The sequence below is a fragment of the Nocardia glycosmidis genome, assembly GCF_052545115.1.
The window spans coordinates 1-544 of sequence record NZ_JBQWRH010000060.1 but is presented as its reverse complement, the minus strand read 5'-3'; the positions used below and the strand labels follow the sequence as shown (position 1 = coordinate 544).

Here is a 544-nt window from a genome sequence, read left to right as displayed (position 1 = left end):
ATGCCCCGTCGACAAGGTGCCGCGTCCGGCTGTCCGTCGTCGGATTTTGTTCAGCAATTCATTCGCGCAGGTCAGCTTGGTTTCGGACAGGTCAACGTGGTTGTTTGTTGTCGCAGTCGTTGTCCTGAGGAAGACTGTGCCCGGTGAGTAGGTCTCCCGTTCCGGTCGATGAGCAGTACCCGATTGACATGGCCATCGGTGGTCATGTGTTGCGACATGTCTACGAGGACGAGACCAGCGCCGAGTTGTCGATCACAGTGCAGGACGGGCAGATTCAGTACAGTCTCATCTCGGATGCTCAGCCGATCAATCTTCCCGACGACGAGCTTGTCCAGGCGATCTGCGACCTCGTCGGACTTCACGAGCGATGCGGCTCCGGACTGAGCGGGGCCGTGTACCAGTATCAAAAGAACCCCGATGGCAGATGGCAGATGGCGACTCGCTTTTCCTATGAGTAGCTTGCACTTCCGTTGTCGATGGTGGGACGACGGCCAGGCCCCGGCGTAGCGCTACCCATCGTCAGATTTCGTTCAGCAATTCATCC

Annotated in this window: 1 protein-coding gene; it reads left to right on the top strand. The window is 57.9% G+C overall.

What is annotated here, in order from left to right; genetic code table 11:
* The first annotated feature begins 188 nt into the window (after positions 1 to 188).
* Positions 189 to 458: a hypothetical protein gene (locus ACT86A_RS27480; protein ID WP_445095129.1), complete on the top strand. Its 270-nt coding sequence runs from the start codon at positions 189 to 191 to the stop codon at positions 456 to 458.
* Positions 459 to 544: the final 86 nt, after the last annotated feature.

Excerpts from the sequence above, each read along its gene's own strand:
- ACT86A_RS27480 (WP_445095129.1), top strand. The coding sequence starts at position 189 with ATGGCCATCGGTGGTCATGTGTTGCGACATGTCTACGAGGACGAGACC.